This window comes from Stenotrophomonas sp. I18B00994 (genome assembly GCF_014145825.1).
GTDB lineage: Bacteria > Pseudomonadota > Gammaproteobacteria > Xanthomonadales > Xanthomonadaceae > Stenotrophomonas > Stenotrophomonas maltophilia.
The window spans coordinates 217,744-239,360 of record NZ_JACIUW010000007.1 but is presented as its reverse complement, the minus strand read 5'-3'; the positions used below and the strand labels follow the sequence as shown (position 1 = coordinate 239,360).

Sequence of the window (21,617 nt, the reverse complement as noted above, 5' to 3'; positions counted from 1 at the left end):
GACTTAGGCGCCCCGCAACCCTTTTGCTTCAAAGCGCTCCAGTATCGCCGTCACGGCTTCTGCGGCACGGTCCGGTGACGCATCTATGCGTTCCAAGCCCGCCATGGCGGCGGGCAACGGCGCATTCGGATCGGTCGTGGCCACCACCGTCAGAGCTCGCCCTCGGATGGTGTCTTCCACCGTGGTCCACTCGTCTGCGAAAAGCTGAGGGTTGTCGGTGAGCAGAATCACCATGACGGGCCCGGGTGTCAGCAGGCGGTTGGAACGCCCACGAACGGCGGCGCCATGGTGCACATGAATTGCTCTCGCGTGGCCCACCTCGTCGAGCTTTAACAGAAAGTCATAGCAGGCTGGTGTATCCATTTCATTGCAGACGATGTGGATTTGGCCCTTCGCCCATTCTTGAAACCCTACCGCAGAGGGCTCTAGCTCTCCGCCGGCGAAGCACGCTTCTACGAACCGTCGGCCTGCGAGGCTCAGTCCTTTCTCTTCGATCAGGCCCCAGCGTTCAAAAGTCTGGCGATTGATGCTGCTTTTCGACTGCAGTCCAAGGAATTCCTTTGGGTCCAGGTTACCCCCGCCTCTCCCAGGAAAGATTTGGTGGCGCTCGGCGATCAAAGCGCGTCGCAGAAGATCGATCTGGCCAAACGACAAGTCGCTCAGCGCCTTGATGAAGTGGCGCTTGAGATGGCCTGCGGTTTTGCCGGTAGCGATTGAACAGGCAAGGCGGCCATAGACGGTGGCCTTCTCGGCCTCGATGTCCATCTCCAATGCCCGCAGCATGGCCAGAAAATCTTCCGAGGTCATGGCCTCCGCGTTCTCGGAGAACACCTGGCCCTCCAGCGCGGCACGGGTGAACTCCCCGTAGCGCTCCTCAGTGCGCTTGGCAAGCCAGGCGGCGATGAACTTTGGGCCCTTCGAAAGAAGGGCGAACGGACCGGAGATTTCCTCCAGTGGGGCAAGGTCAGGGTAGTCCATCGGGGTCTCGTGACGGTTTGCGGGGGCCAGATACCTCATCCTCAAGCCTTCAAACCCTTTCTTCAATCCTTCGATTGAATTCCCCATCCGGGCAGTCGCCTCTTTCAGTGGGAATCCTGCCTCCGCTGACGCAGCCGCAAGGGCAAGCCTCCTCCACGCTGTTCCGGCCCTTCGCTGCGCGCCTGGCGGTGCTCGCTCCCGGGTGCGGATTCGTCCAACGCTTCGCCCACCGGTCCCCACGAGGCGCATCCCGCGCCGGTGGAGAAAGCAAATGAAGCGAGCCAACGACATGCGGGCCCAATACCAGCTGGCCATGGACGAAGAGGGCATCCTCCTGGCCGCCTCGCACATCCTGGGGCGCCGCCTGCAGCGCCAAGGGGCCATCACCGACCCCAACACCGCCAGCAGCTACCTCACCGCCCGCTGCGCGCACTTGGATCACGAAGTGTTTGGCACGGTGTTCCTGGACACCCGCCACCGCATCCTTGCCACCGAGCACCTATTTCAAGGCACCATCGACGGGTGCGAAGTCCATCCCCGCATCGTCGCCAAGAAGGCGTTGGACCACAACGCCGCCGCGGTCATTTTCTTTCACAACCACCCCAGCGGAAACCCCGAGCCCAGCGCGGCCGACCGCGCCATCACCGACCGCCTCAAGCAGGCCCTTGCGCTTCTCGACATCCGAGTGCTGGATCACCTGGTGATCGCGGGCGCCTCGCACGTGTCGATGGCCTCAAGGGGGTGGGTGTGACCACCCCCGTGGGAGAAAAAGCCTGTGCCGGAAGCCGCCGCCGGTCGCTGCGCGCCGGCATCTGAAAAAGCATCCGCATGGATGGAAAGCACCAACGCCTTCGGCGCGATAAGTGATGTTAGGAAAAACTGCGGCCTTAGCTCCGCATTTTTTGCTTTTAGTCAAGATTTTGTCCACTAAGGCCGTGGACAAATTTTCAGGGTGATCTACCTTGAATTCAGTGGTAGGCAATGCCGCCGACCAAGACAAGAGGTGTCACATGAGCGCAACCGTCACAACCAACGAAATCAAGATGATCGCGTTGGGATTGAATCCCGGCTTGATTGAAAATTATGCAGCGGTCTCCTTGGAGCCCGTGAGCTTTGAAGAAGAGGACAGCCTGGGCTGGGCGACCACATGGAGTGCGGTTCATGCCGTCGAACTCCATAACGGCGGGAAGGTCAACGTTTACGGACGATCCTTTCACGTCCCCCAAGCCAAGCCCGGTTACAAACACCTGCTCAAGTGCTGGCGAGAAGAGCAGGGGCGGCGGCGCGCAGAACTGGCTAATGATGGGTGACGTGACCCCTCGGATGAACGGTCATTGGGGAGACGGGGGGCTCGGAAAGAGTGAGAGGGCATCCGTGCTTCACGGCATCCATTTCGTCAGTCCCTCGGTGGGTGGCCCGCTCTTCAATACGGTGTGGCTTCCCACGCTTGCCGACTTGCGGGTGCTGCTCACTGACGCCGACCTCTGCAAATCAGCCGAAACCGAGGTGCGCGCGTTCATTGACACGTTCGTGGACCCGCTGCCCCCTGAGCTCGACGAGGTCATTCACCAGCCATCGATAAAACAGATTTCCAGCTTGCCGGATGATTGCGGGATCGGCGTGGGCGTTTTTGTGACTGACGCGTTTGCGTTCGTCCTTCAGCGGATGATTCAGGAGGCAATGGCTCAGCACCGTGCGCGTGAGCTGGATGGGTTATGGAAACAGTCAGCGGCCGGTGGCAAACGAGCCAGGCTCTGACCGCTGACTCAATGCCCCCCCCCTTGCGCGTTTTCAGATTCGAGGTATCGGTAAGGGGATGGCCCTTTCTGGGGCTACTCATCCCCACTCAATCCCTCTCAAGGAGACGATACCCGTGACACGCAAGACCTTCCTTTGCGCCCTTCTGCCCATCGCCCTGGCTTCGCTTGCAGTGCCCGCGTTCGCCGCCGACACCACCGCGGACCTGACGATTCAGGGCACCTTGACCAACACCTGCCAGCTGTCCGTGACCTCCATCGAAGGCATGGACTGGTCGGGCATCTCTGAAGCTGCCGCCCGCACCTCCGGGCTGAGCATCGTGTGCAACGCGGGCACGACTTACTCCATTTCGCCGGGCCAGGGGCAGAACTTCGGCCTGCTTTCCGGGTATGAGACCTACCGGGCTGTGACCAACGGCGCCGGGGCTTACATCCCCTACGGCTTCTTCAAGGACCCGCAGGGAAGCCAAGTCTGGGGGGATGACACCGACGCGTTCACCGGCGTTGGCGACGGCACCGTCCAGAGCTACAACTACGCGGTGCGCTTCCTGGCCCTCAAGCAGGCCGTGGGCGGCAACTACACCGACACGGTCACCGTCACCGCCACTTACAACTGATCCCCATCGGTTGTCCCGACGCTCCCGGCTTGCCCCGGGGGCTTTTTGTTGCTGAAAAGGTGAGTAGGTATGGGTTGACGGAATGGTATTCCGATCTAGCTTGAATGGAGACACCCCCAAAGGAGACCCCATGACCCATTCCCAACGTTTTTTGGCCGTGGCCGCCGCGTCCTTGCTGTCCTTTTCGGCGTCCGCCGGTTCCATCTCCGTCGGCCCCACCACCCTGATGGCCGATACCTCGGCCAAGCACGTCGCCGTGACCCTGCACAACAGCGGCGACGCGTCGGTGCGTTACCAGGTGAAAGCCGTGGGGTGGGATCAGGTCACAGGGCAGAACGTGTTTTCACCCACCACGGATATCGTGGGGGCGCCCACCTTCGTGGACGTCCCGCCCCAATCCAAGCGCACCGCCCGGTTGATGAGGGTGGGCGCGCTGGGCGAGCGGCGCTACTACCGCGTCCTGCTAATGCAGCTCAGGGCTCCCAACGTCCAAGGCGTCCAGTTGCTGGTCAACCAGGACTTGCCCGTGGCCTTTGAGGTCGCCAACGCGCCTGTCCCCCAGGTGACCGTCCAGGCGGTGCCCAAGGGCTACCGGCTGACCAACCACGGCCAGACCGCCGCCCGCGTGTCGTCCATCGGCCCGGCTGGTGGCAAGCCGTGGCGCGAGGGTGCGTTGGGTTGGACCCTGCCGGGGGCCTCAATGACCTACGAGGCCCAGCCCGGGCAGCGCGCTGAAAACCTTTCAATCACCGTCAACGGCCAGCCCGTCACCGTCCCTGTGGGGCGGTGATCCATGCGTGGCCACGCCTTGGCGTTGTTGTTGCTGGCTGCATCGTCGGCCAGCGCAGCGGTGCCCGAAGGCGTGGCACCCGCGTTCCTGGTGCCGGTGATCGGCGGCAAGGCCAAGGCGGATCCACTCACGTTCTGGCAGCAAGGCGGTCAGTGGTTCGCCGAGCCGGCCACGTGGCGCGAGGTCGGACTCCAGCTTCCACCGGGTCAAACGGATCCGATGAGCGCCCAGGCGCTGGGCGTGGGCTTTGCCGTGGACGAGGCCAGCGCCACGGTCGCTCTGGACTTGCCGGCAGACCGGCTCAAAGCCCAGCGCGTGTCCCGTGTCCGCGCCGAGCGCGGCCCCATCGCGCCGCCCGCTCCCGGGGTGCTGGTGAACTACAGCGTGGCGGGCATGGTGTCCGAGCAACAGCAGGCGCTCTCCTTGGGGCACGAAGTCCGCAAGGCGGGCCGTTGGGGCGTTGTCAGCACCAGCGGGCAGGTCAACACCGACGCGTCGGGCACCGGCTACGTTCGCGGCGTGACGCGCTGGCAGAAAGACGATCCCAACCGCTTGGTGACTTACCAGGCCGGCGATGTGTTCGCTGGTCCGTCGTCCTCTCCGGTCAACCTGGGCGGGGTGCGCGTGGCCAAGGACCCGCGGGCGTTGGACCCGTTGACGCCCACCTATCCCGTCCCGATGCTCGGTGGCGTGGCGCTCGATCCGGCCACGGTCGAAGTCCTGGCCAACCGCGCCCGTGTGCTGCAGGGCCAGGTGGGGAAGGGGCCGTTCACGGCCGATGGCAGCGCCTTGGGCGCCGGTGCGCAGCAAGCCCAAGTGGTGGTGCGAGACCCCTACGGCCGCGAAACGGTGGTGAGCGATCAGCGTTTCTACGTTGCCCCCACGTTGCTGCGCAAAGGGCTCACCACCTGGGAAGTCGCCGCCGGCCGGGTGCGGCAAGGGGAGAGCGATTACGGGACGTTGGGCGCGACCGGGTCGGTGGCTTGGGGCCTCAATGACCGGTGGAGCCTGCGCGGCACCGCCCAAACCTCATCGAACGGTAAGGCCAACGTGGCGTTGGGGGCCACCACGGTGCTTGGCACCTACGGCACGCTGGATCTGGAAGTGGGCACGTCAACCCAAGGCGGCCAACGGCAGGCCATGGCTTACGACTACCGCGGCCCGGGGTTTGGCGTGCGCCTGGAGCACGAGCGCCAACAGGACTACTGGCGCCTGCGCGCCTCCAATGCGGTGGAGGTGGAGCAGCGCACCCGAGGCTCGGTCTTCTGGCGGCCCACGCCCCAGTGGTCCCTTCGGGCCAGCTATTCGGACGTGCGCACGCCACGCTTTCGCACCGCTTACGCCGACGCCGGGCTGACTTGGCGTGGCTACGGGCACACCGTGGCCGTCTCCGCGTTGCGCGATCTGGAGCGCAAGGAAACCCGGGTGGAGGTGGGCTACAGCTACGATTTCGGCCGGGGCAAGGGCGTGAGCGTTAGGGCCCGGCAAGCCCCCGATGCCACCGCTTGGGCCGTCCAAGGACGCGCCCGTCCCACGGTGTTGGGAACCCCTGTCGGCTTGTCTGCTTCGGTGGACGAGGGAGCGGCTGGCCAGACCGCCCGGGCCAACGCCAACTGGACCACCCGGGCAGGGTGGGCCCAGATCAACGCCGAGCACGGGCCCAGCGGCACCTGGGCTTCCGGTTCGATGGCCGGTGCCGTCCACCTGGACCGCCAGGGCGTGACGTTCCTAGGTCCGGCCGAATCCTTCGCCGTGGTGGACGTGCCCGGCCAAGCCGGGGTGCCGGTGAGGGTGGGCGGCAGATTGGTGGGGAAGACCAACGCCCAAGGCCGCCTGGTGGTGGGCGAGGTGACCCCGATGGTGCCCACGGAGGTCCGCGTAGACGATCGGGCGCTGCCACTGGGCACCCAATTGGCCGAGATCGAGCAAACCGCCACCGCTGGCCGCCAAGCCGGCATGCACCTTACCTTCCCGGTCCTGACCGAGGCCGCGCGCACCTTCCGCCTCACTGGCTCGGCCATCGAAGCGGGCACGGTGGCCAAGACGGCGACCGAGACCACCCAGGTGGGCTATGACGGGGTGCTCTACCTGAAGCAGCCGCGCCCCGGCCAGACGGTGGAGGTGGAAGGGGTCTGCAAGGCCACGTTGCCCAGCAACTTGGGCAACGCGACGGTCGCTCTCGATCTGGATTGCAAGTAGAAATTTGTCAGGACGGCGTGCTAGCACTCCAGCGGTGATCGTTTCGGACCCCATCGGGCAATGGCCGAATCGATGGTGTGTATTTTCCAGACACGGCCGTTGCTTTGAGGGAATCGGACCAGCGCCACAGATCAATGAGGTCGCCGACGGTGCGCTCGGAAATGTCAGCGTCCGTTTCCCCCATTTCCTCTGAGTGCTTGTCCAGTCGTGACTGGATTCGTTTGAGGATCTCCAGCGCGTCTGCATACAGAACACTGCCTTGATAGCCCACGGAGTTGAAGGCCGTCTGGAGCTGGTGCAGCCGGCGATTGATCTTGTGGCCCTCTTCCTCAAGCTTTGCTAAGCAAGAGGCGGCGGCGACCCGTCCATCCTTTGGAGCTGGCTTGGTGAGTCTATGCTCCTGAAGAAGCCGTTCGTAATTTGCGTAACCGTTGATGGCGCCTTCAATGGCTTGGGTGATCTCACCCAAGATAGGCGCGATGAAGACTTTGGCTTCGGTGCGCTTTCGGCGCTCCTGCCAATTCGCGAGCCATGCACCAGCTCCAACTGCAAGGAACGAACCTACGGCCGGGCCGACAATGACGTTGGCAAGCTCTGGAACCTTGCTGTGTTGTGCTCCCATGAGAATACCTGCAATCAATGCAGTGACGACCAAGACGATCGCCCAAGGATTGATGGACAGCCATTCGGGCAAGCTGATCTTCTGCGAGTCTGTGTCATGAGCCATGCGGTTCCCCTTAATTTCCGTTTGAGAGCCTGCGCGTTGTCATCCCCTGCGCAGTTTTTACTACTCTAACCTCACTCGACCCCAAGCCGGGCGAGAGGCAGGTGCTCCAAGAGGTGTCGAGACAGGGGGGGGGCAAGGCGAGGCCACTGTCTCAGGGGCTGAGAGGGGGCTCATATGCTGCTTATGAACAATGCTTGGGCCAACAAGCCGTGTCCTCTGGTGGTTTGGAGGTCGTGCGTAGCGATTGCCTGGTTCGCATGACGGCTCATCTACCGTGTGACTGCCGCCAGGAGGCTCATCACCTCCGGAGCACTACTGTCCCTGGTCCATGGATCTGAATCTGAAGGCTGGAAAGGGTAGTATCGCCGAAAGTATTGTTGTGATAAATGATTGATATGCTGGGCAACGGTAGACCTTCGGGGCTAACCAGGCTTCGTCGCTCGTCTTGCTGAAGGGCTCCTGCTGGTGGTGGACTACAACGGCGGGGACTGATCTACGGCTGGCCGGAAAATGGGAGGGCGCCTGGTCGGACAGTTGTGGGCCGAGCGCAGCGACGGGCGGGCCGTCTGCCTCATCGCGCAGTTGAGGGATGAAAACAACAGCAGCCTTACCGATCAGCTGCAGCGATCGGTAAGTAATCAGGATAACAGGGGGCAATGGAATGGCTGTCTACATCTCAAGTTTGGATGTTCTGAATTTTAGATCATGTGTTTCCACAAGCTTGCAGCTGACCAGCTTTACACCGCTGGTTGGGTTGAATAATTGCGGGAAGAGCAATTGTCTTACCGCGCTCCAATGGCTCGTGCGTAAGGCAAAGCTTGGTGTGGAAGATTTCCACGAGCCGACCCTGCCGGTGCAAGTGATGGGAACGCTGCGTGGGATCACCGAGGCTGATCTGGCGGTCCTGGAGCAAAAGCACCGAAAGAAGATTGAAGGACACGTTCGGGACGGGGCGCTGATGGTTCGTCGCGAACAGCAGGTGCCTGGGGGCGACACCGAACTGACCGTGATGAATCCCGACACAGGCGACTGGGAGCCGAACCCTACGGGCATCGATAACGCCATCTCAGCACTCTTTCCAGATCCTATTCGCATCGGAGCAATGGAGAATGCTGAGGAGGACGCCAGTAAGGCCAAGACGACGACCACGATCGGCAAGCTGCTGGCCTCGATGCTTGCCGCTATCCAAGAGCAGCACGAGGAGGCCTTGACCCCGCACTTGGCAGCCATCCTAGGAATGATCTCTGCAGAAGGTGGGGATCGTTTTAAAGAGTTGGGTCGCATCGACGATTCAATCAATCGTAAGATTTCGGATCTTTTTCCTGGTATCCACATCAAGCTGGATTTCCCAGTGCCGGTCTTCAATGACCTCATTAAGGCGGGAACTGTCAAAGTTTACGAAGGGGAGGGGCGTGGACGTGCCTTCGGGTCATACGGCCATGGCGCGCAGCGCGCCATCCAGATGGCCATGGTCCGGCATCTGGCGGATCTCAAGCGTGGAGCAGCGGCTGCGGGCGGAGTAACGCTACTGCTGGTGGACGAGCCGGAACTCTTCATGCACCCCTTTGCAGTGGAGCAGGTGCGTGAAGCCTTGCGTGCGTTGTCAGAGGCTGGATATCAGGTCGTGTTCTCAACCCACTCTGCTCAGATGATCTTGGCCAAGGACGCGAAGAACGCTCTGCTAATGACGAAAAAGCATCCGGAGGGAACCAAAGCCCGTCCGCGCATGCAATCCGTCGTAGAACAATTGGTGGACAATCCCACGCATCAACTCCAGCAGCTATTCAGCCTGACAAATTCGTCTCAGATATTGTTTGCCGACAAAGTCGTGCTCACAGAAGGGAAGACCGAACTCCGGCTGTTGCCATCCATCTTCCAGTTGGTGGCGGGCAAAACCATGGGGCAGTCATCGTTGGCAATTGTTGCGATGAGTGGGGTCTCGGATACTCGTAAGTCAATGGAAGTTTTGTCTGCCCTAGGGTTGCCTGCGTGTGCCATCGTGGACTTGGATTTCGCTTTCCGCCAAGCAACAAAGCATGGTTTCCTGCAGGCGGATGATCCCGATGTTGCTGCGTGCAAGAACGTTCTCGCGAGGATGGCAGGCGCGGGCGTCGTGACTTTAGACGGAGCGTTGCCTTGCAAGGGGATTCAAGGGCCGGCTTCGAAGGCATTCGAGTTGCTTGCGGCCGATGACCAAGCAAAGCCCCACATCGCTGCTTTAATACAGAAAATGCGTGCTCAAGGCCTTTGGTTGTGGGGCGCTGGTGCCATTGAGCCTCACCTTGGGATTTCGGAGAAGTCGGAACACGCCTGGCTGTCTCTCCAAGTCCGATTGGAGAGCGAGCCACTGGAAGATTGCTGCTCGGACGCAGATGGCATTCGATCCTTGATCGAATGGCTGGATGCCCCGCCTGCGGTTCAGCCGGCATGAGCGGCCGCGAGTGGAGCGCCTATCAGCTGGTGGATTCCGAACGGGAGCTCCGCGTCTCGGAGCATCGGTTCTACGTTGAGCAGGCCAAGACCCGCCTTCTGTCTCAGTTCGCCAACATTGAGGCGGAGGCCGATCAAGCGGAATCCGAGCACTGGGAGCGCAGCGGTCAGTCCTTCGACCCTGACTGGCACGACCCTGGCGATCTAGCGGACGCTGCGCGCGATCACGGCGTCGAGTTCTACCAGCTTCTAAGTGAGATGCATGATCGAACCCGCCTCAGTGTGGTGGCTGGCATGTATCACCATTGGGACAAGACATTTCGACGCTTCCTCGTTCGTGAGTTTAGGTGGCCCAAGTTGGTGATCGGCGACAACACGCGGCGCGCTCTTTGGAAGCTGGATAGCGCGAAGCTGGAGAGGTTGCTTGAAGCCATCGGCTTGGACCTTTCTGCTCTCGCCTGTTACCCACGCATTGATGCCATGCGGTTGGTCGTCAATGTGTTCAAGCACGGGGAGGGGAAGTCATTGGACGATCTCCAGCTGCGCTACCCGGAGTTCTTGCGAGCAAGTTCTCACGGATGGAACTTGTTCGACGACACCGACATGGAGGTGTCGGATGTTCACGTCGATGACTTTGCTGCGTCTATTGAACTGTTCTGGCGTGAATTGCCGGCTACCGTAAAGTTCGACGAGGCAAACCTAGATGTTCCAGACGATTTTGCAAAGGCCTGGAACAAAGACCTTGAGGCGCAGAAGGTATCTCGCTTTGTCAAACAGCACGACATTTAACCGGTGTTGTCTCTTTGAGTAGCCCGGGTGAGCGCTTGGTTCCATCGAAATAGTGAAATGGTGGAATCGAAGCGCTCGTGGCTCAGGGCGGAAGTCGGGGCTGGGGCGGCGGCGTTAGGTGCTCCGGAGCGCGATGTTCTAACGAAACTTTTCGTAGATGAGCTTTCCCGACCGTTCGAGCCCCGCATGGAGGATCGGGGTTTCCTCGGGGCCATGGTAGAACTCCAAGTCAACCGGGATGGGCAGTCGTTGCGCTAGTTCGGCCTCCCAGTGCTCGGAGTATCGGCTGAAGGTCGCGAACCCATCGCTAAAGTCGACTCCTGGTGCCGCTGAAAGATCAAGCTCCACCGCGATGTCAATGTCGCTGTCGGGGCGATGATCGCCTCTTAGCCGGCTCCCGAACAAGTGGATCTTCGCGATGATAGGTTCTTGGCGAGCCCATTTCAGCAGCACTGCTTCGATCACTTCTAGGTCCATTGCAACTCCAATGTCAGATCAGCTGTCCAGCTGGGGCGGACTTTATCATCCTATGATGCGTGCTCTTGGATCTGCTGCCGCGCGCACAGCAGCTTACCGGTCGGCCGGTGTCTGCCGGCGACAAGCTATTCGGTCTTCAGGTAAAGCATGGGCGTCCCATCTCCCCCACGGGCCTACCCCCGATCTAAGCGTGCCATAGTTCAGCAGGTGAAGCGGGCACTCGGCCACGTCCAGTGCGGCGGCGGCCCACTCGTCATCATCGCCCAAATGCGGCTCCTCCTTGCCCCCGTGGAAGAGGTTGTTGCGCACGCGGCGTGCGGCTTCGACCAGAGCGCAGGCATTGGATTGCTGAAGGGGTAGGCGCTGGAAGACGGCGCGGTTGAGGCCGTTGAGCACCACCACCTCTTGGACCATCGGGCGGTCACGCGGAGGTGAGAGAATCTGCTCGCGCGTGCTGTCCGACACCCGATCGAAGAAGAGTGAATCGTCCAGCCGTGACACCGTTTCATCCACCGCAGGCCAGTTCACCTGGGCCATTCGGTAGGGACCGGCGCGAAGAAAGCCTGGATCGTTCTTGAGTCGAAACTCCAGCTGCGCGAACGCCCGCAGCAGGTCGAACGCGAGGGGATCAGAGACGGGCATGGGTGCCTTCAAGGTCGGTGGAGGATGCGGGCTTCTGAATCTGTCGGCCAGAGGCCGCACATTCTGAGTTTAGCCGTCCCGAAGCCCTGGACACCGCGCCGCTCTCTGTTTGCATGGGGGAGAAGGAATACAAACGTATTCCAGAAAGGAGGGTGCATGAAGGGTTGGGACCGGGCGTGGGACATCCTGAGCGAGGTTGGTAAGTTCACCCTGGGGATGTCGGCGCCTTTTTTTGCGTCCTCTTCACCATCGCCGTTTTGACGGAGAAGCTGGAAAAGAAGGATGCGGTAACCAAGAGGGCGCAGGCGATCGAGGAGGCGATGCCCATGGCTGCCGAGATCATTGCCGTGGCCGACGAGGGCGTTCCCAAAGAATGCTCCGATGGAACGTGGGAAAAAGATGGGCTGACTTGCAGGCTGAACGAGGCGCGTGTGGCGGCAGCCGACAATTTTAAGGTGCTCTACCGGATGAACGTGCCGGGCACTGAGAAGATAGAGGCTTACAAGCTCTTCCAGAGGGGAGAGGATGAGGTTAAGCGCTACCAATGGGCGGTTTGCCTGAAAGGCGACAACAAGGAGTTGGTGGATTGGGAGGCCGACTACGCGCTTGGCGCTTATGAGTTTTCGAAGAACATTCTGGAACGTCCTTGCAGCCATTCCAGCCAATACCCTGAGGCGTGCAAGAAGGAAGGCCTCTGGTGATTGATCTCTCGTGCCTCTGTCGCCAGGACATCATCGCCCACGGCATTTCTTTCAGTGCGCTGTTGGGGACACCTTTGGACAGGCTTCGCTGGGGCGGTTCGTGCCTGTCTGTGTTGAAGTTGCGCGGACAGGTGACCGAGCACGCCATGCGGCGCTTCGCGTTGGGCCAGGACTTCGATGGGATTCAGCAATTGTGGGAGGGCGCCGCTCATTACGAAAGTGCAGCGGGCTACCGGGTGGGGTTTCGCCTGCCGGAGGGATTTATCGATGAGTTGGCGATGGCTGACGCGGAACAACGCGACCTGCTGCGGTTCGCCCACCTTCGAGCCGTTGGACGTGCGTTGTTGTCGCTGGCATGCCAACGGGATCACCAGGTGCTGTTTGTCGCGTCCGATAGGTTGGAGGATGACTGGACGCACCACTGGCTGTTCGCCATCGCATGCGCACCGAACGGGAAGTGGGAACGGCTTGCGCTGAGTTTGCGGTTGGCGGCCAGCGAGGACGCTTACACCCACGCCATGGGTGCCTTCATGGAAGCGTTGCTGGAGACCAAACGATTGGAGCGCTTCTTCCGCCCAGCCCCCGTGGGCCGACCGAGGCAGAGGCTGTGACGCTGACGTCCAAGCCTCCCTTGACGGCCGTGCTGCCGAAAGTGTCCCTTTCTTCAACCTTGCGCCAGGCATTGGCCGCACGCGCTAGAGCAGCCGGGGTGAGCGAGAGCGAAGCCGTGCGCCAATGGCTCACCGCCTACCTGGCGCGCCCCCAGCTGCTGCGCTCTCCCGCTGCCGGCCCCAGGGACGACCGCTTGCCGCCTATCCGAGCTTCCCGAGACTTGGCCGACCGCGTCCGCCGCGAGGCGCAGCGGCAGCACGTGAGCGTGGCGGAACTCATCCGTCGTGTGGTGGCGTTCCAGGTGCTTTGACACGTAGTCTGGCCACCACCGGCGGGTGCCACTTGCCCTTCGCCAAGCGTTTCTGCACGAAGGCGCGGTAAGCCTCGGGGGAGGGCGGCGATTTGCGTTTGTGCCGGCGTGTGTTGCAGAGCCAGCAGGCGGCAGCGATGTTGCCGGCCACGTCCTTGCCGCCCTCTTGCTGGGCCACCAGGTGCTCAGCGGTGCAACGGAGCGGCGCGGCCGTTTTGGCGCGCAGGCCGAACGGCTTTAGTTCATCGGGTGAGGCGTTCCACATCGGCAGGCTGCAGTAGCAGCAGCGGCCCTTCTGGGCGTGGAAAGCGTCGGTTCTCAAGCGTTGGAGTTTGGGCATGCTTAGATCTCAAAAGACAGGAAAAACCATCCCGTTGTCGCTTGTGCGATCGAATCGGGAACCTGTTGCCTTGAGCTAAGCAGGCAATACGCCGGGGGCATTTCCCCTCGCGGCAAGGGAGTTATCGCGCCCCAGGGTGGTGGGTGTCAAGATGGGGCCCGTTCGGGTGGCCATGCTAGGAACGATGGGCTATAACCGTTGGATTCCCTACCGGAACGCTCCTTTGGCCCTGACCACCCTGAAATCCCTCAACGCCGAAATCAAACAGCTCTAAGCCCAGAAGAAACTGGTGGAGAAGCGCGACGGCGAGGTGCCCAAAGCCCTGGCGGTCCTGCAGAAGTATGCGAAGGTCCTCAGTCCGGCCCAGCGGCGGCAGGTGGCCAAGCTCATCGGAGAAACGATCGACGCCAAGCCGGCGCACGCCGCCAATGCTGCCCCGGGACCCCGAAAGGGCCGCAAGCTGGGCAAGGTCGCGCCGAAGTATCGCCTCCCAACCGGTGAGACGTGGGCAGGTCGGGATTTGGCCCCCAAGGCCTTCACCGCGTGGGCCAAGTCCGCCGAGGGCAAGGCGTGGGCTCAGGCCAACCCCGGAGCGAAGTTCCCCCGGCCCATGGCGCATCGAAGAAGGCACCGGGCAAGGTGGTCAAGAAGGCGGGCAAGCCGGTGAAGAAGGCCGCCCAGAAGGCCGTCAAGAAACTTGCGAAGAAAGCCGTCGCCAAGAAGGCCGGCAAGAAGGCCTGATCATGCGCGGCCTGTGCCCCAAGAAGAAGAGCCGGCTCTCGCCGCAAGGCAAAGCCATCGCGGCCGCCCACGTGCTGCTGGACAGTGCCGAGGGCCGATTGGACGAGAAGGCCGCCGGCAGGCGCTTGCGCGAGGAAGTGGGCCTCCAATGGTCCTACCTGACTTGCATCCAATACCTGTCAGGGCAAGAAGCCTTGGCGGCCATTGAATCGCTGCCCAAAGGGTGGGAGGAAAACGGGCGCACCCAGGGGCACCTGTTTGGGGCTGCAGTCATGGCTGCGCACACGGTGGCCAACCTGCGTTCGGACGGCAGCTCGTTGTGCGCCAGCTACTTGGCCCAAGAGCTCAAAGGGAAAACCGTGGAGCAGTGGCTGGCCGAGAAATTCGACGTGTTCCGGGAAGAAGTCTGACACCGGATGCCCATGGGCCCCTCATGGTGGCCCGAAGAGCTTTGGTTACCGTGGGTGTGCCGTCGAGGCCATCTCACCCGGCAACGGGGGACGGGGGCGAGAATCCCCATTCAAGCGCAGATCACCGCGGTCACACGCGAAGGGCCTTGGTTCGTCTGGCTTGCTGTTGCCCCTGGTCCTGCATGCGATCAAATCAGGATGCAGCGGTAAAGGCCTAAGTCTTGATATCGAAACTGATGGGTGAGGGTGTGGTGCGGCAGAGGGAATTGAAGCTAGCTGCTGCCTGCCATTGGCCTCAGCGGCTAAAGCTGATCGGGCGTAGATGTCCGCGGGAGGCTTTTTCTTGGCGCCTCATCCGCGATCGATTGCGCACCAGCGCCGCATCTACTCGGTTGATTTTAGAAGCGGCGGGGAAACTGTGTCGAACGGTCAACGTGCGGGAGTTGACCCATCGGTAACGTAGCGGCCAGTGTCGGATGATTCTTCCGAAAGATTGGCAAGGCTAACTGATGGAAATAGGCACGTTGCCTGAACCGTTCAATCAACTCGACTTGGCTGGGGTAGAGCGCCGATGCAGGGGTACCTTTGGGTGGATTCATAGGCAAACGATCGGCAGATGACTTTCACGCTGATGTCACGCGGTTGCGGCGATCTTCACCCCCAAGCGGACAGGGGGCCGCTGAGCGCCAATGGCCCGGGCGCTATGACTTGCTGCCAACCCGTGGGACTGTAGGACCCCATCATGGAACTACTTTTGTCTCTTGCTATGGTTATCTTGGCTTCCGCAACTGGTCTGGCGCTGCTCCAGCTTGTAATCGCGCTCTTCAAGGCGCCGTCCTGCCGGGAATGGTTGCGCCGCAGGAGAGCGAGATGATGCGTTCGTTTCACTACACCTACCAGAAGGCTCGCGCTTGGCACAGCTCCGTAGCGACATCGATTTGGGCCGGAGTCCGCTATTCGTTGACGGGCGACACCGGCTATTTCAAGTCGCACGGTGGCTGGCGTCTGTCTCGCGTGCACCGGGGGCCTGAATCGGCGGAGCAATGATCGCTTCGGCTGAGCCTGGCGGGCCGCCAAAGGATTTAAGCCCTACACAACCCGCTCGGTTTGTTTCGCTTACAGATCGGCCGTTTGTGGTGCGGTGAGCCCATCTACCCGGACGGCCGAAATGACGGGCGGCGCGCAGGCGTTGCTCTCACCGCTGCCGCTGTCGGATACTGATCCTGTCCATCGTCCGTAGCTCGCAGTTCGCGCCGCCCACGGAGCCACAAGAGGGACGAAAGCCGCGGTTCTCGCGCACCTCGGGGCCGTGATCCCTAGCGAGGTCATTGCTCTTGCAGCCAACTTGAGTCGGGGACGGGGCTAGCCATGGAGCACTCTTAAAGGTTCAGGAATAGCGCAACTGAAAACTGAAATTCAAGCTGGCCTGCGTTTTGTACACAGCTGATCCACGTTGGCCGGCTTGCACTGGTGCCGAGTGAAAGGTAGCCCGTAATGTCTAAGTGTGCGGTGGTGTTCGTAAGCGCGGCTGTGGAAGAGATCGGTGAGGAGCGCTTGCCCGAAGTCATGCGTGCAGGCCGAGAGTTCAATGCCAAGTGCGGCTCGCGTGCAGTTGTATGCTTCGACGGCAGCAGGTTTTTAACGTATTTGGAAGGCACAGCGAGTGCGGTGGCTGCGAGCTCCGTTTACACCCAGTCCTTCACCCTGCATACCGAAATCGTTGAGCTGGCGCGGGGCTCCATCCAGCAGTTGCGGTTCCCTGCGCATGCGTTGCTCTTCCTGCCAGTGTCGGAGGCCGAGATGAAAGGGTTGATGAGGTCGGACTGGGTTAACTTCTCCCAGCGCTTCGGTGGGAAGTTCGTGCCTGAAACGGGAATGGAACGGCTTGCCGAATTGGTCAACAGTCGGATGAATGACATCCCGCGATGACGGGGTAGCGGACTTGCCTGTAGGTCCCGCGGTTGAGATCGGACAAGCGGAAGCACGGGCGTTGGCAATTTGGCACAGTCGATAGGGGCCTGCCATGCGGTTGGAATTGACTCACAGCCACATCTACCCTGGGGCCGCAGCGACCCTGAACGGAGAGCAGGCCGAATCGGGCGAGGGAATCACGTGCTTGGTCGAGCTCAGCGATGGCGTGGTCCTTTCGACCAATTGTCTGGTTCAAGACGGTGAGATCATTCTTTCCATGCCGAGCTACCTGACCGCCCGTGGTGCAAAGATTCCCGCTAAGGATTGGGTGCTGCGGAAGGACTTGGAAACCGGCGCTTGGAAGGCAAAATCAAAGGGTGCCGAGTAGCGCGTGTCGCTCTCCACGACCCGGCAGTTTTTTTGGTCTAAAGCAGTCATTGGAGCATGTCATGCCAAATCGTGCGGTGGTCTTTGTGAGCGAGGCCAGCCCCTACCTCTCCGCTGGCCGACTGGTTGAGTTGATGGCCGATGCTGAGCGGTTCAACAGGCAAGCCGGGGTGACTGGTGTGACCCTCTACGACGGGGCCCGCTTCCTGTCCTACATGGAAGGCGCACCGGACGGCCTTCGCGTTGCATACGCCAGGGCATCCGAAGCGCGCAGCCACCTGAACTTGATTGAGTTGGCACGCGGACGTGTCTCGCAACGCCGGCTGCCGCGGTGGCCAATGCGATTGTTTGAGGCCAATAAGGGCCAGCTGCAGAGCATCGCGATGGCGGGCTGGGCCGGCTTCGCGCAGCGGGGCGATGCGGAAGCAATGAATGCTACGGCGATGGATCTCCTTGTGCGATTCACAGGTGGGCCGGCTGCCTCGGTCTACGTTGGGCCCCTGTCTAGGCCACTTAGCAAAGGAGGGGCGAACTGAGCATTTAGGCAAGCGGTCTGCTACACAGGAACGAAGCGACGCTCGGAGTCACATTGCCGGCCGCCAGTGAGGGATGAATTGCTAGGTTGCAGTCGTCTGAGCCTGACTTTCCGCGTCGCAGGAAGGGCAAGCGTGGAACATACGGGATTGATTGCGGCCAGCGGCGTTCGCGTGCACACTGCTTTTGAACAGTCAGGGTTCGAGGGCCATGGGTACTTCCAAGCCGGGCAAAGATTTAGAACGGGTCACCTTGTCGGTGGGAGAGCACGTTTACACCTCCGAGATCTGGCGGCTCAGTGAAAGCCGTTGGGTTCTTCTCGCTGTCGAGGTCCACGGCGTGGGAGGGCGCTCGGATTTGAGCATCAAAGCGTCGTCGTGCCTCCATGCGTTGGACGCGGGAGAGCGGATTGCGTCTGAGATTCTCAACAACCCCAATGGCTGAATTGGCGTTGGAAGGTTCAATCGACTGAATGGATCCCAAGGACGGCAGATGAGCATTTTGAACGTGTTGCTGAGTGCCGATCACTTGGCTGTGACCGTCGATACCCTTGCGCAAGATGCTCAAACCGGGGCGCACTCAGAGGGCGCCAAGTTGCTTCTGCTGCCTCAGCACAACGCCGTCTTGGCCACGCGTGGGTCGGCCCAGTTCTTCCTAAGAATCTACGAGCTCTGTCTCCAAGCCAGTTTTCGAGCAGACTTCACGATAGAGCGGCTGTCCGGCGAGCTTGGCGGCGTGATTGATCGCCTCTGGCCAAACTACGTGAGCGCGGCGGCAGCCGCTGGCATACCCATCAGCGCTATGCACACGGAGTTGGTTTTGGGCGGCTGGTCGGCGCACGCCCAGCGCATGGTTGCCACCGCTTATGCAAAGTCCGAAGATGGCCGTCCCGCCGTGGTCCAAGCGCTGGTGGGAGGCTTGGCGTCGCCAGGAGAGCCCTTGCGGAATCAGCCAGCAGGCATGGGACGGGCGGAGTTGATGGCAGCAGGACGCTTGCAAGCCGCTTACCTCAACGGCGACAGCGAGCGGCCATTAGCGGGCGGTCGTCTGTTGGCAGCAATTCTCTCAAAGGGCCAAGCAACCGTTCTCGATCTGGGAGGTCTCTAGGGGGCAGGGCAAAGCGTCGATTTGCTCGGCCACGGACCTCAGTCCATGACGCAAGCCAAGCAGAAAGTCTGCATTGGAGCGTTGGCTGGGGAGGCACATGGATGTCGACGATCATGGGCATCAGGTGGGCCCATGCAAGGCGCACCGTGGTGGGATTGGCAGAACTGGCCACCAAAGCCCTGACCGCATACTCCAAGGCATTGGTTTTGCCCTCAGCGTTGGGCAGGCGCCTCTCGCACTCGCTCAGGCGGAGCTCCAACTTGACCAACGCCTCCGTCTCAGCCTTGTGCATACCCCTCCTCCATTGGCTGGCCACCGAATCGCGGTCTGGCAGCAGGGTGGCCCCAAGCTCAAGCGTTGGAAACCGGTGAGCGTTCCGCTTGACTGCACCGTCAATCGGCCCTTTCGGGCCAGCACACAGCGGTCCACTCTTCAATCACGACTCGCCATGCGCGGATGGTTAGGTTGGGGGCAAAGCTTTTCCAACCTCGCGCGTGCCACCGCCTAGCGGTTGTCACAGAGCGGGCAAGTGAGCACGGCGGCGCCGTCCAAGTCCAGCAGGCCATGCCCTGGAACCAATCGCAGTTGGCGGCCGCATTCCAGACAAGCGCAACTGATCCGCGTGACCTGCAAGAGCGAGCCGTCGGCCCGCCGCACACCCTCAACCTGATCGATGAAGAAACGTCCAATGTTGGGCATGAAGATGAACAAAAAGCTGAACAGAGCGGAATGCACATGATGCACCGCGACAACCCCACCGGAACCAGATGAGAAAATTGGATTCTGAAGAATTCATCTACGGGGTCGTCCGCGCAGTCCGCACGCCAGATACCGCTGTCCGATTCCTCTATTGCCGTCGCAGGAGCATGATAAAGAGGCGGGCTGCACGGCGACAGCCTTAGGCACAGGGAAGTCACCGAGCGGCGCTGTTGGAAAGCGCTGAGCCAGTTCGTTAACCAGCAAAAGGCCAGACCGGCGGCCAGTCGGTTGCGACCACTGCTGAGGGTGTGTGTCGCGCGTTGCCCTAAAGAGGCCGCCTGCTAGGGGTGCCGATCACGACGATGCCCTGAACTGCCGGGGCGTCACCTAGGGCGAGGGGGAGTCACCCCGTTGGTTCGGCGGCGCCAACTGGGGTCAGCGCCATAGCGGAGATTTTCACGATTGTCGCGTCCATCGGACGCACGGACATCTTGCTAGGGCGAACGTCAAGCGCCAGTGAACGCGCTCGGGTCGACCCGTGCGCGAGGGCTACCCAACTTGGATGGCGGCAAGCGCGTCTTTGGTTGAGAGAGGGCAGCCATAGTGCCACCCTTGGCCAATAGCCTCTGGAGCAATCCGGTAGAGCAGCAAATCTTGCGCCTCTGATTCGACGCCTTCTGCGATGACATCCAGCCCAAGCTCACGTGCGATGCGATACATCCCTGGCAAAACGGGCCGCAGGGGGGAGTCCTCGTTGATAGCGGCCACGAACATGCGATCGATCTTGATTCCTCGAAATGGCGATTGGGCGAGGTGGGAGAAGTTGGCGCTGCCGGTCCCGAAGTCGTCGATCAAGAACCGGTATCCCAGAACTGAGAGGGCCTGCATGTTGCTCTTTGCGGCAGCGGACACGAGTTCTTCCCGCTCGGTGATCTCGATGCGAATTTGCTCTGGCAACACGCCAAAATCGTTGGTGACGCTGCCGATGTAGCGAACGACGCACTCTTGGGCCATGTCCACGGGCTCGGCATTGATGCTTACGTAGAGGTTCCTATGCTCCCTCAGCGCGGGGGCGAGATCATTCATGGCACGGGCCAGCACGTATCGAAAAAGATCAGGACTCAGGCCGAATCGGTGGGCGATGGGCACGAAGATGGCCGGCGGGATTTCATCGTCTCCCGGCGGGCGCCAGCGGCTGAGCGCTTCAAATCCCACGAGCTCCCGCGTGCCAATTCGACGCAGTGGCTGGTAGGCCAGTTCGATCTCGCTGCGCTTCAGTGCAAGCACCAACCGTTGCTGGATGGTTTGCCGAGCCGTGATTTGGTGTTTGATCAGCAAGAACGCGAGCAACAGCCCTACCGAGGCACCCGCTGCCAGGATGGTGGTGAGCAACGCCGAGGGCAGTTCGGACACCACGTGCCTAGGGCTGGTAACGAACGCGCAAACGTCGGCCACCCGGCTGCAATGTTGAGCTTGGACGAGAGACGGGGTGCCGACGCGGCTGGTCGGGGACAAGGTGCGGAATGTAAACGATCGGTCCTTCGTTTCGATGCTGATGGAGCTGCTGCGCGCAGGGTCCAAGCTCTCGAAGGCAGACGGGGAGGACACGGTGAACGTGTCGCCTTGGGCGATCAGATTGGACCCGGTGTAGGGGGAGCCAACGAGATCCGACGCGTGCCAAAGCCGGACAGCGCCGCTGGAGAAGCGTGGGGCGGGGAGGGTGTAGGGGCGCGAGCGCCCCCAGAGAGCGCTGCAGACAAGGCGTCCGTCTCGGATGCGACCGATGTCGCTCATGTAGATGGAGCGGAACGCGATCTCCTTTAGTGAGTCGATGTCGGTGTCGGAGCAAGGCGGCTGTCCGATGCGAGAGGCTTGTTCGGCCGCTACGCGCCGGTTACGAGATATGGCCTCCGCGCGCGTCACCGCGGCTTCCGCCACTGCCTCCGCCCCTTCCTTGTCACGCACGTAGAGGATGGCTTGGGCGACCGCGAGCATCGCCAAGAGGCACACCGCCGTGGCTCCTATTACGGTCAAGACGTAGCGACGCCGATTTTCTCGAACGCTCAAAGCAACCCCCGATCTGAAACGCGCCATCGCTTCGCTTGGCTTCTCGCCTCATTTACCTTGTTACAGGTTTATCGGCAAGCTTTCCATGAACTTCAGCCCCAGCTCCACTGGCTTGCAAGCCTCGATCGAACAACCATGCATCTGCGTCTGAACTGTACAGCAATAGGCCGTGAGCCCGGCGATCGCCAGCATGGCCACCCAGGACCTGCTGGTGGCAGCGCAGCTCCAGGCTCGATACCTCAACGCCAGCATGAGGCGGACCGTCGCCGGCGGACGGTTGCTATTGGGCTTTTTGAAGCCTGGCCAGGCGGTGGTCAAAGACTTGGGCCCGATTTAGCCCTGCCAATTTCGTCAGTCGAACCGTTCAAAGCAATGCCCCAGTCGAGCGCCGG

General features: G+C 61.4%; 25 protein-coding genes. 19 read left to right on the top strand and 6 right to left on the bottom strand.

Features of this window, described 5'->3' with window-relative positions:
* Positions 1 to 3 precede the first annotated feature (3 nt).
* Positions 4 to 978: a hypothetical protein gene (locus H4O10_RS10400; protein WP_146256928.1), complete on the bottom strand. Its 975-nt coding sequence runs from the start codon at positions 976 to 978 to the stop codon at positions 4 to 6.
* A 271-nt stretch (positions 979 to 1,249) separates the two neighbouring features.
* On the opposite strand from H4O10_RS10400, the gene radC reads away from it, so the two are divergent.
* The 6 genes from radC to H4O10_RS10370 all read left to right on the top strand — a co-directional run bounded on the left by radC (position 1,250) and on the right by H4O10_RS10370 (position 6,341).
* Positions 1,250 to 1,729 (top strand): DNA repair protein RadC, encoded by a 480-nt coding sequence (gene radC, locus H4O10_RS10395; protein WP_111118666.1) that lies wholly within the window; start codon positions 1,250 to 1,252, stop codon positions 1,727 to 1,729.
* Positions 1,730 to 1,988: 259 nt separating this feature from the next.
* Positions 1,989 to 2,288 carry a hypothetical protein gene (locus H4O10_RS10390; protein WP_111118667.1) on the top strand — a complete coding sequence of 100 codons (300 nt, stop codon included), beginning with the start codon at positions 1,989 to 1,991 and terminating at the stop codon, positions 2,286 to 2,288.
* Entirely contained in the window at positions 2,281 to 2,736 is a 456-nt protein-coding gene (locus H4O10_RS10385) for a hypothetical protein (RefSeq protein WP_146256929.1), read from the top strand. Before H4O10_RS10390 ends, H4O10_RS10385 begins: the two co-directional genes overlap by 8 nt.
* A 115-nt stretch (positions 2,737 to 2,851) precedes the next feature.
* Positions 2,852 to 3,352: a spore coat protein U domain-containing protein gene (locus H4O10_RS10380; protein ID WP_049430738.1), complete on the top strand. Its 501-nt coding sequence runs from the start codon at positions 2,852 to 2,854 to the stop codon at positions 3,350 to 3,352.
* Positions 3,353 to 3,482: 130 nt separating this feature from the next.
* A complete protein-coding gene (locus H4O10_RS10375; RefSeq protein WP_049430736.1) occupies positions 3,483 to 4,142 on the top strand; it encodes a fimbria/pilus periplasmic chaperone in 660 nt (219 codons plus the stop codon).
* A 3-nt stretch (positions 4,143 to 4,145) separates the two neighbouring features.
* Positions 4,146 to 6,341, top strand: a complete 2,196-nt coding sequence (locus H4O10_RS10370; RefSeq protein WP_049430734.1) for a fimbria/pilus outer membrane usher protein — start codon at positions 4,146 to 4,148, stop codon at positions 6,339 to 6,341.
* Between the two features lie 7 nt (positions 6,342 to 6,348).
* Here the strand turns inward: H4O10_RS10370 and H4O10_RS10365 are convergent, their stop codons facing one another.
* A complete protein-coding gene (locus tag H4O10_RS10365; RefSeq protein ID WP_049430732.1) occupies positions 6,349 to 7,068 on the bottom strand; it encodes a hypothetical protein in 720 nt (239 codons plus the stop codon).
* Positions 7,069 to 7,729: 661 nt separating this feature from the next.
* On the opposite strand from H4O10_RS10365, the gene H4O10_RS10360 reads away from it, so the two are divergent.
* Both H4O10_RS10360 and H4O10_RS10355 read left to right on the top strand, forming a co-directional pair.
* Entirely contained in the window at positions 7,730 to 9,499 is a 1,770-nt protein-coding gene (locus H4O10_RS10360; RefSeq protein WP_111118671.1) for an ATP-binding protein, read from the top strand.
* Positions 9,496 to 10,287, top strand: a complete 792-nt coding sequence (locus H4O10_RS10355; protein ID WP_046272134.1) for a hypothetical protein — start codon at positions 9,496 to 9,498, stop codon at positions 10,285 to 10,287. Before H4O10_RS10360 ends, H4O10_RS10355 begins: the two co-directional genes overlap by 4 nt.
* A gap of 138 nt (positions 10,288 to 10,425) precedes the next feature.
* On the opposite strand, the gene H4O10_RS10350 is transcribed toward H4O10_RS10355, so the two are convergent.
* Both H4O10_RS10350 and H4O10_RS10345 read right to left on the bottom strand, forming a co-directional pair.
* A complete protein-coding gene (locus H4O10_RS10350) occupies positions 10,426 to 10,764 on the bottom strand; it encodes a nucleotidyltransferase domain-containing protein (RefSeq protein WP_046272133.1) in 339 nt (112 codons plus the stop codon).
* Between the two features lie 93 nt (positions 10,765 to 10,857).
* The gene (locus tag H4O10_RS10345; RefSeq protein ID WP_049430727.1) at positions 10,858 to 11,406 is read right to left on the bottom strand and encodes a hypothetical protein; all 549 of its coding nucleotides are present in this window, start codon (positions 11,404 to 11,406) and stop codon (positions 10,858 to 10,860) included.
* 257 nt (positions 11,407 to 11,663) lie between these two features.
* On the opposite strand from H4O10_RS10345, the gene H4O10_RS10340 reads away from it, so the two are divergent.
* Both H4O10_RS10340 and H4O10_RS10335 read left to right on the top strand, forming a co-directional pair.
* Positions 11,664 to 12,107, top strand: coding sequence for a hypothetical protein (locus tag H4O10_RS10340; RefSeq protein WP_049430725.1), 444 nt, complete (start codon positions 11,664 to 11,666; stop codon positions 12,105 to 12,107).
* On the top strand, positions 12,104 to 12,718 hold the full coding sequence (locus H4O10_RS10335) for a hypothetical protein (RefSeq protein ID WP_180845637.1): 615 nt from the start codon (positions 12,104 to 12,106) through the stop codon (positions 12,716 to 12,718). Before H4O10_RS10340 ends, H4O10_RS10335 begins: the two co-directional genes overlap by 4 nt.
* Before the next feature lie 276 nt (positions 12,719 to 12,994).
* Here H4O10_RS10335 and H4O10_RS10325 read toward each other — a convergent pair whose 3' ends face one another.
* The gene (locus tag H4O10_RS10325) at positions 12,995 to 13,369 is read right to left on the bottom strand and encodes an HNH endonuclease (protein WP_111118673.1); all 375 of its coding nucleotides are present in this window, start codon (positions 13,367 to 13,369) and stop codon (positions 12,995 to 12,997) included.
* A 289-nt stretch (positions 13,370 to 13,658) separates the two neighbouring features.
* Between H4O10_RS10325 and H4O10_RS22265 the strand changes: the two genes are divergently transcribed.
* The 8 genes from H4O10_RS22265 (at position 13,659) to H4O10_RS10285 (ending at position 19,230) form a co-directional block, all read left to right on the top strand.
* Positions 13,659 to 14,036 carry an H-NS family nucleoid-associated regulatory protein gene (locus tag H4O10_RS22265; RefSeq protein ID WP_306765945.1) on the top strand — a complete coding sequence of 126 codons (378 nt, stop codon included), beginning with the start codon at positions 13,659 to 13,661 and terminating at the stop codon, positions 14,034 to 14,036.
* Between the two features lie 76 nt (positions 14,037 to 14,112).
* Positions 14,113 to 14,520: a hypothetical protein gene (locus H4O10_RS10315; protein WP_061478942.1), complete on the top strand. Its 408-nt coding sequence runs from the start codon at positions 14,113 to 14,115 to the stop codon at positions 14,518 to 14,520.
* 1,494 nt (positions 14,521 to 16,014) lie between these two features.
* The gene (locus tag H4O10_RS10310) at positions 16,015 to 16,449 is read left to right on the top strand and encodes a BLUF domain-containing protein (protein ID WP_049430714.1); all 435 of its coding nucleotides are present in this window, start codon (positions 16,015 to 16,017) and stop codon (positions 16,447 to 16,449) included.
* Positions 16,450 to 16,636: 187 nt separating this feature from the next.
* Complete coding sequence (locus H4O10_RS10305) at positions 16,637 to 16,819, top strand: hypothetical protein (RefSeq protein WP_138927470.1); 183 nt, start codon at positions 16,637 to 16,639, stop codon at positions 16,817 to 16,819.
* 61 nt (positions 16,820 to 16,880) lie between these two features.
* On the top strand, positions 16,881 to 17,354 hold the full coding sequence (locus tag H4O10_RS10300) for a BLUF domain-containing protein (protein WP_111118675.1): 474 nt from the start codon (positions 16,881 to 16,883) through the stop codon (positions 17,352 to 17,354).
* Between the two features lie 208 nt (positions 17,355 to 17,562).
* A complete protein-coding gene (locus H4O10_RS10295; protein ID WP_071227533.1) occupies positions 17,563 to 17,796 on the top strand; it encodes a hypothetical protein in 234 nt (77 codons plus the stop codon).
* Positions 17,797 to 17,844: 48 nt separating this feature from the next.
* The gene (locus tag H4O10_RS10290) at positions 17,845 to 18,459 is read left to right on the top strand and encodes a hypothetical protein (RefSeq protein WP_032971128.1); all 615 of its coding nucleotides are present in this window, start codon (positions 17,845 to 17,847) and stop codon (positions 18,457 to 18,459) included.
* A 564-nt stretch (positions 18,460 to 19,023) separates the two neighbouring features.
* Positions 19,024 to 19,230, top strand: coding sequence for a hypothetical protein (locus H4O10_RS10285; RefSeq protein WP_153643642.1), 207 nt, complete (start codon positions 19,024 to 19,026; stop codon positions 19,228 to 19,230).
* 477 nt (positions 19,231 to 19,707) lie between these two features.
* Here H4O10_RS10285 and H4O10_RS10280 read toward each other — a convergent pair whose 3' ends face one another.
* Positions 19,708 to 21,153 (bottom strand): EAL domain-containing protein, encoded by a 1,446-nt coding sequence (locus H4O10_RS10280; protein ID WP_049430810.1) that lies wholly within the window; start codon positions 21,151 to 21,153, stop codon positions 19,708 to 19,710.
* 241 nt (positions 21,154 to 21,394) lie between these two features.
* Here H4O10_RS10280 and H4O10_RS10275 point away from each other — a divergent pair, with 241 nt between their 5' ends.
* Positions 21,395 to 21,562, top strand: a complete 168-nt coding sequence (locus tag H4O10_RS10275; RefSeq protein ID WP_161770784.1) for a hypothetical protein — start codon at positions 21,395 to 21,397, stop codon at positions 21,560 to 21,562.
* Positions 21,563 to 21,617: the final 55 nt, after the last annotated feature.